At 63.8% G+C, this 5,658-nt stretch carries 5 protein-coding genes and 1 pseudogene; 2 read left to right on the top strand and 4 right to left on the bottom strand.

Features of this window, described 5'->3' with window-relative positions:
- Positions 1 to 83 precede the first annotated feature (83 nt).
- Entirely contained in the window at positions 84 to 1,292 is a 1,209-nt protein-coding gene (hemW, locus tag Q0J74_RS10160; protein WP_297214246.1) for a radical SAM family heme chaperone HemW, read from the bottom strand.
- A 137-nt stretch (positions 1,293 to 1,429) separates the two neighbouring features.
- On the opposite strand from hemW, the gene Q0J74_RS10165 reads away from it, so the two are divergent.
- The gene (locus Q0J74_RS10165) at positions 1,430 to 2,332 is read left to right on the top strand and encodes an RluA family pseudouridine synthase (RefSeq protein ID WP_297214249.1); all 903 of its coding nucleotides are present in this window, start codon (positions 1,430 to 1,432) and stop codon (positions 2,330 to 2,332) included.
- A 2-nt stretch (positions 2,333 to 2,334) separates the two neighbouring features.
- Here the strand turns inward: Q0J74_RS10165 and Q0J74_RS10170 are convergent, their stop codons facing one another.
- From Q0J74_RS10170 to mutY, 3 genes are read right to left on the bottom strand one after another with little or no spacing between them, the layout of a single operon-like run.
- Entirely contained in the window at positions 2,335 to 3,210 is an 876-nt protein-coding gene (locus tag Q0J74_RS10170; RefSeq protein ID WP_297214252.1) for a 4Fe-4S cluster-binding domain-containing protein, read from the bottom strand.
- Positions 3,211 to 3,223: 13 nt separating this feature from the next.
- Positions 3,224 to 3,793, bottom strand: coding sequence for a thymidine kinase (locus tag Q0J74_RS10175; RefSeq protein ID WP_297214255.1), 570 nt, complete (start codon positions 3,791 to 3,793; stop codon positions 3,224 to 3,226).
- Entirely contained in the window at positions 3,763 to 4,827 is a 1,065-nt protein-coding gene (mutY, locus tag Q0J74_RS10180) for an A/G-specific adenine glycosylase (protein ID WP_297214258.1), read from the bottom strand. The genes Q0J74_RS10175 and mutY overlap by 31 nt, the downstream gene beginning before the upstream one ends.
- Positions 4,828 to 5,124: 297 nt before the next feature.
- Here mutY and Q0J74_RS10185 point away from each other — a divergent pair.
- Positions 5,125 to 5,658, top strand: a pseudogene (locus Q0J74_RS10185) (FUSC family protein); the annotation flags it as partial.

Raw genomic sequence — 5,658 nt, forward strand, 5'->3', positions numbered from 1 at the left:
AATTCGCTTTCATCCGCGACATGTGCGCGGCTGAAAACACCGCGCCGCAAATTGGAAAAATCTGTTTCGACGGCGCAGGCCGGTCAGCTCTCCTGCTCTGTCTCCGGCTTGCCCTGCTTGAGCCGGGGCAGGGTCTTTTCCAGGGTGGCCTCTTCCTGGATGCTCAGCAGCTCCCCAATGAGCTGGTTGGACACCAGAAAGCCCTTGGCGGTCAGACTCCAACGCCGGTCGTGCCGCTCGGCCCAGCCCCGGCGCTCGTACTCCTCCAGTTTCTGCTCAATGGGGTCGAAGTTCATGAAGAATTCCCGCCGGTATTCCCACTCTTCAATGCCCCTGGTGGTACGCAGGCGGAGCATCAGGTACTCGCTGCCCCGCTCCCGCTGGGGAATAAGCTCGGACTCGTCAATCACCGCGCCGCCCCCCAGCACACCGGAGATATACTTCTCCAGGTCCCGAACAAAGGAATACCGCCGGCCGCCGAAGTCGGAGTGGGCGCCCGGCCCGAAGCCGATATAGGGCCGCCCCATCCAGTATTTCAGATTGTGCCGGGACTGGAAGCCGGCCTTGGCGAAATTGGAGATCTCGTACTGTCTGTACCCGGCCTCCCCCAGCCGCTCCACCATCCACAGGTACATGTCGGCCTGCTGGTCGTCGTCCGGCAGCTTTTCGCCCCGGATCACCCGGTCGTCCAGGGGGGTACCCGGCTCTACCTTCAAACCGTAGCAGCTCAGATGCTCCGGCTCCAGCTCCAGCACCTGCCGCACTGTATCCTGCCAGCCGGCCATGTCCTGCCCCGGCAGGCCATAGATCAGATCCAGGCTCAGATTCCGAAACTTGGCGGCCCGGACGGCGCCCACCGCCGCCTTGACCTGAACAAAGTCGTGCGGCCGGTGGAGGCAGCTCAGCTCACAGGGGTTGGCCGACTGCACACCCAGAGAGATCCGGTTGACGCCCGCCCGCCGCAGGCATTGGAGCATCCTGAAATCCACGCTGTCCGGATTGCACTCCACGGTAATTTCGGCATCCTTGGCCAGGTCGAACCGCTTGGCAATGGTGCGCAGCAGCTCCCGCAGCCGCTTTTCCCCAAAATAGCTGGGGGTCCCGCCGCCGAAATATACCGTATCCACCTGACAGCCCCTGGCCAGCGGCCCGGTCTCCTTCATATGGGCGATCAGCGCCTTTTGGTAGTCGTCCATCCTGCTCTCCTGTCCGGCCAGTGAGTAGAAGTCGCAGTAATCGCACTTGCTGCGGCAGAAGGGGATGTGGACATAAAGACCCAGTTTTTCCGCCATGGGAGCACCTCGATTCCGCTGCGGCGGGCCGCCGGAGCGGCCCGCGTGGTATAAAGAATATTATACTACACCAGCGGCTGTTTGAAAAGCGGCAGAGGCCGTGGTATACTGGAAAAAAATACGGGGAGGGTATGACTATGGAGGCACAGGCACCCCGCCGGCTGACCCTGGAGGTCACGGCGGCGCAGGCGGGGGAGAAAATTGACACTCTGCTGCGGCGGGAGCTTCACCTCTCCGGTACGGTCATCCGCCGGGTGAAGTGGGTGGAGGACGGCATTCTGCTGGACGGAGCGCGGGCCATCACCGGCCAGCGGGTGTCGGCGGGCCAGGTACTCTCCGTGCTGGTGTCCGACCCCCACCCCACCGGGGAGATGCTGCCCACTCCCGGGTCCCTGGACGTGGTCTATGAGGATGGGGATCTGCTGGTGGTCAACAAGGCGCCCGGCCTGACCGTCCACCCCGGACACGGCCACTATGCCGATACTCTGTGCAATCACATCGCCTGGCACTACGCCCGGACCGGCGTATCGGCGGATATTCACCTGGTTCACCGGCTGGACAAGGGAACCTCGGGGCTGATGGTGGTGGCCAAGCATCCCCACGCCCAGGAGCGGCTGAAAAGGCAGCTGCACACCGCCGCCTTCCGCCGGATCTACCTGGCGGTATGCAACGGAATACCCCGCCCCGCCGCTGGCACGGTGGATGCCCCCATCGGCCGGGTTCCGGACTCTCTCATTGCCCGGCGTGTGGACCCCTCCGGCCAGTGGGCGCGCACCCGGTACCGGGTGCTCCGCTCCATCAACGGCCGCAGCCTGGTGGAGCTGGAGCTGGACAGCGGCCGCACCCACCAGATCCGGGTCCATATGGCCCACCTGGGCTGTCCGCTCACCGGGGATTTTCTCTACGGCACGGAGGAGAGGAGCCTGATTGCCCGCCCCGCCCTCCACTCTGCCCGGCTCTCCCTTCTCCACCCTGTCACCGGGGCGGCGCTGAGCTGGGAGGTCCCCCTTCCAGCGGACATGGCCGCCCTGCTGGGCTGAGGCTACACCCCTGTCAGGTCGAAGGTGGGAATGTAATCGGCCCGGGCGGCCTCCGCGCCCTGGGCAAAGCCCTCCAGACCCAAATCGGCCATATACCGCTCCGCCGCTCTGGCCTCCGAGGGGCGCACCCGCCGGTTGAGTTCGGGAAATTCCACAGCTCGCCCCCAGGGGATGTACTGGCTCATCAGGGAGAAGAGCACCTCCCCCGGCTCAAACTGCTCCCGCACCCAGTCCATCACCCGCTTGGCCTCGGCCAGCCTGCCGGGGAGGAGCAGATGGCGAATGATGACCCCCCGCTTCAGCAGCCCCGCCGCATCATACTCACAGGGGCCGGTCTGCCGGACCATCTCCAAAATGGCGGCCCGGGCCGTCTGGGGATAGTCCTCCGCCCCGGAATACCGCCCGGCGTACGCCGGCGTGTGGTACTTATAATCGGGCAGATAGATCTGCACCCTGCCCTCCAGCGCTCTCAGGGTCTCCACCCGCTCGTATCCCCCTGTGTTCCACACCACCGGAACGGGAAGGGGCTGGGCCAGGGCCTGGCAGATAGCGTGGGCATAGTGGGTGGGGTTGACCAGATTGATGTTGTGGGCGCCCTGGCGGATGAGGGCAAAAAAGATCTCCCGCAGCCGGGAGACCGGGATGGGCCTGCCGAAATTCCGGTGGCTGATCTGCTCATTCTGGCAGAACACGCACCCCAGAACACAGCCGGAGAAAAATACCGTACCGGAGCCGCCCGTCCCTGAGATGGGCGGCTCCTCCCATTGGTGGAGGGCGGCCCGGGCCACCACCGTCGTCTCCGGCATCCGGCACAGGCCATGTCCCTCCGTGCCGGTGCGCAGCGCCCCGCACTGCCTGGGGCAGAGATTGCATCTCATCCTTCACCGCTCCTTACTTGGGTCCCAGGTTGCCCTCTTTCCAGTGCTTGCGGCACAGGCCGATGTATTTGTCGTTGGCCCCAAGCACCACCTGCTCCCCCTCCTTGAGCACGTGTCCGCTCTCGTCGAAGCGGGCGTTGCACAGGGCCTTCTTGCCGCACCAGCAGATGGTCTTGACCTCCTCAATCACGTCGGCGGTGGCCAGCAGCTCCGCTGAACCGGGGAACAGATCCCCCTTGAAATCGGCCCGCAGGCCATAGCAGATCACCGGGATGTTCCAGTCGTCCACCAGATCGGTGAGGTATCGCACCTCCTCCCGCCTGAGAAACTGGGCCTCGTCCACAATGATGCAGGCGTAGGGCTTGAGCTGCCGGGGGGTCATCTCCATCAGGTCGGAAAAATAAATACAAGGGTGGCTCAGCCCCGCCCGGGAGGCCACAAACCGCGCCCCGTCCCGCTGGTCGATGGCGGGCTTTACCAGCAGGGCGTCCTGCCCCCGCTCCTCATAGTTATAGCGCACCATCAGGGCGTTTGCCGTCTTGCTGGAACCCATCACGCCATATCGAAAATAGAGCTTTGCCATGTCTCTTCTCCTCCTAACCGCCGCTTCACCGCGCCTTGAAAGTCTTGAAACGCGTTTGGGACGGCGTACTCCTGTTCCAGCTCCCGCCGGCCGGCCCACACCCAGCCCTCCGGCAGCGTCTCTTCCCCGGCCTCCACCAGCACCGAGCGCATCCGCCACTCGATATGGGTAAAGATATGCCTACCCGCCGGACCGTCCTCCAGGGCCGCCGCCTCCACCGGGCAGGGTGCGGGAGAGAGTTCGTTGGGATATTCCCACAGCCCGGCCAGCAGGCCCCTTTTTTCCCGCCGGCGCAGGGCCACCTTGTTTTGATAAAAAATAAGGAACACGGTGCGCGCTTCCACCCGCCGCTCCTTTTTGGCGGCCTTCACCGGCAGTTCCCCGGTACGCCCCGTCCGGCAGGCGGTACAGAACGCCTGGGCGGGACACTGGCTACACAGCGGCGCGCCGTTAGGTAAACAGACGGTGGCCCCCAGCTCCATCAGGGCCTGGTTAAACTCCCCCGGCGCCCGGGCCGGCATCACCTGCCTCAGGGCCTCCCCCACAGCGGCCCTGGTCTGGGGCTTGGTGATGTCCCTCTCATCTCCGGTAAGGCGGCTCACCACCCGCAGCACGTTGCCGTCCACCGCCGGAACGGGAATGCCGAAGGCGATGGAGGCGATGGCCCCGGCGGTGTAGTCCCCAATGCCGCAGAGGCCCCGGATCTCCGGGTAAGTGCGGGGAAATTCTCCGCCGTACGTTTCCATGATCTGCCGGGCCGCCCGCTGCAGGTTTCTGGCCCGGTTGTAGTATCCCAGTCCCTGCCACAGCTTGAGCAGCCTGTCCTCCTCTGCTCCGGCCAGCGCCGCCACCGTGGGCAGCTCCTCCAGAAAGCGGCGGTAATAATTCAGCACCGCCGCTACCCTGGTCTGCTGGAGCATGATTTCACTGATCCACACATGGTATGGGGTGGGGTCGCTGCGCCAGGGCAGAACCCGGGCGTTTTCCCGGTACCACTGGATCAGCGGCACCGGCAGGCATTCAAGGGGTTCCACAGGCGCTCCCTCCCTCTCCAATTTCATTGCAATGGCCCTTCAGTCTGTCAAACAACTTCCCGCGGGAGGAAGCCTCGCAGTGTTCTGTCGCCCGCAGGCGGCAGAATCAGTGGTGCAGCTTTTTGTCAAAAAGGGACTCAAGACCTTTTTCGACAGGCCCATTATATAATGTCTGCGCCGGTTTTTCAATGAAGGAAAATTTTTGGTGGCGCCTGTACTTTACCGCGCTGTTGCGCTATAATGGAAGTAATCACGCGGTAAACTCTCTGTTTTCATGCCGCATCGGGAGGAATCCGGATGGCCGCACTGTCTGCGCTCCGGGGCTTTCCTTCCCTTTTCCGCAGCCGGTTGAGGGAAGCTCTGCCCACCATTTTCTTTTATATCGTCCAGTTCGCACTGGTCTCGCTTCTCTTCGGCCAGCGCAGCGTAATGGTGGTCTCCTGCTCCACCACTCTGTTTCAGATCCGCCGCAAACGGTTCAACACGCCCCGGGATTACCTGCGGCTGTTTCTGGTACCCCTGCTGCTCTGCTGCCTGGCCTATGCGGCCACCTGGAATGTGGTGCTGTGCGTGCTGCTCAATTTGGCGGTACCGGTATTTCTGGTCTTCTGGCGGAGCAGCCAGTTCGCCCCCAAGGGCTATCTGGGTTTTGCCATGACCTTTGTGTTCCTCGAGCTGCGGCCCCCCACGCCGGAGGAATTTCACGCCCAGTTTGGGGCGACGGTGCTGTGCTTTGCCCTGCTGGCCCCGGCGCTGGAACTGTACGGCCGGCTCCTCCACCAGGCCCCCGACCCGTCCAGCCAGATTGACGGGGCGCTGGTCCGCCTGTCC

Origin of the sequence: uncultured Flavonifractor sp. (genome assembly GCF_944387675.1) — a bacterium.
In the GTDB taxonomy this organism is placed as follows: Bacteria; Bacillota; Clostridia; order Oscillospirales; family Oscillospiraceae; genus Flavonifractor.